Below are 1,458 nucleotides of genomic sequence, written 5' to 3' on the forward strand. Positions count from 1 at the left end.
CCGGCCTGGGCCAGCTGCTCGGCGACGATGAAGCGCGACTCGGCCGCCGCGATCACCGCCGGCCGGGCGAAGACCGCCGCGTCGCCCACCCGCCGCGCGGTGGCCTGGAACGTCGATTCGGACGCGTCCACCAGCCGCGCGAACTGCTTCGGCATGCTCTCGCGCGATACCGGCCACAGCCGCGTGCCCGACCGCCGCAGAGGATGAAGGGAAGAACCACAGCAGACGAATGAGCCATTTAGCAGTCAAATCTTTCAGAAATCTCAGCCCGCAGGATAGCCAGATCTCAGAGTCATGAAAAGCGCAAGGCGCGCAACCAGCACCCGTCACACGGTTCAAAGTACTTATTGGCTATGTAGGAGGAGAAAAACACTAAAATAAGGATGAAGTCGCCTTCTAAGTTCGCAAATGTCCGATTTTCTGGGCCGTATCGAACATGGATTGCGCAAGCTCGAGAAGGGTGTGGCCCTTCGGCGTGAGGTGACACGCCGAAACGCCTGCCGAGCTGGCGCAGATCAGGCGCTGATTGAGCGTTTCCTCGAGTTTGAGCACGCGGCGGGCCACCGTCGAATGGTGCACATCAAGCCGCTTGGCCGCAGCACGGATCGATCCAGCTTCCGTCACGACCAGGAACAAGCGGACGTCTTCCCAATCGAGCTGTGCCAGATCGCGCGGCTTCTTGGGCATGTGCCATCCCACCGTCAGCGGCCGTCCGGCGAACGAACGCCGTACCAGAGATCCTTGACCTGATCGGAGTGGGTCTTGGCGCTGTAGATGGCCACCGGCACCGCGGTGTAGCGCGCCGTCAGCCGGCCGATCGCCTGGACCACGCCGTAGGAGTAGATCACCCGGTCGCGCTGGGCGGTGATCAGGTTCACGCGGGCGTTCAGCAGTTCCTGCTGCGCGTTGAGCACGTCGAGGGTCGTGCGCTGTCCGACGCGGGCTTCCTCGCGAACGCCGTTCAGCGCGACCTCGTTGGCCTGGACCTGGGCCTGGGCGGCGATCACCTGCGCCTTGGCGGCCTCGAGCCGGCCCCAGAAGTCCACCACCTGGGCGCGGACCTGGTCACGGACTTGATCGGCCTGGATGCGGGTCTGGCCGACCGTTTCCTTGGCCTGACGGATCTGGGCGTATTCCTGGCCGCCTTGGTACAGCGGGATCGTCACGCGCCCGACGATTGCCGCAACGACAGCATTCGAATTGGCAATCTGCTGATCATAACGCTGATTGACTGAGCCGGATAGGCTGACGGTTGGATACAGCACCCCCTCGTAGACCTTCACCTGCGCCTCGGCCGCGTCAACCGCGTGCAGCGCCGAGAGGATCTGCGGATGCTCCTGCAGGCCGATCGCGATCGCTGCGTCGAGGTTGGGCGGCACGTAGCGGTCGAGCGGGCGGCCCGGGGCGAGCTGGCGCGGCTCGACGCCGATGTTCTGGCGGTAGGTGCCGATGCTGGTG

At 64.5% G+C, this 1,458-nt stretch carries 2 protein-coding genes and 1 pseudogene; all 3 read right to left on the reverse strand.

Features of this window, described 5'->3' with window-relative positions; genetic code table 11:
* Nucleotides 1-238: pseudogene (locus tag FV223_RS27440) on the reverse strand (sugar phosphate nucleotidyltransferase); the annotation flags it as partial.
* A gap of 158 nt (nucleotides 239-396) precedes the next feature.
* On the reverse strand, nucleotides 397-687 hold the full coding sequence (locus FV223_RS27445; RefSeq protein ID WP_147729850.1) for a LysR family transcriptional regulator: 291 nt from the start codon (nucleotides 685-687) through the stop codon (nucleotides 397-399).
* Between the two features lie 14 nt (nucleotides 688-701).
* Nucleotides 702-1,458, reverse strand: a 757-nt coding sequence (locus FV223_RS27450; RefSeq protein WP_187276273.1) for a TolC family protein, incomplete at its 5' end; no start/stop codon positions are given.

It is taken from the genome of Methylobacterium sp. WL116 (assembly GCF_008039455.1).
Lineage (GTDB): Bacteria > Pseudomonadota > Alphaproteobacteria > Rhizobiales > Beijerinckiaceae > Methylobacterium.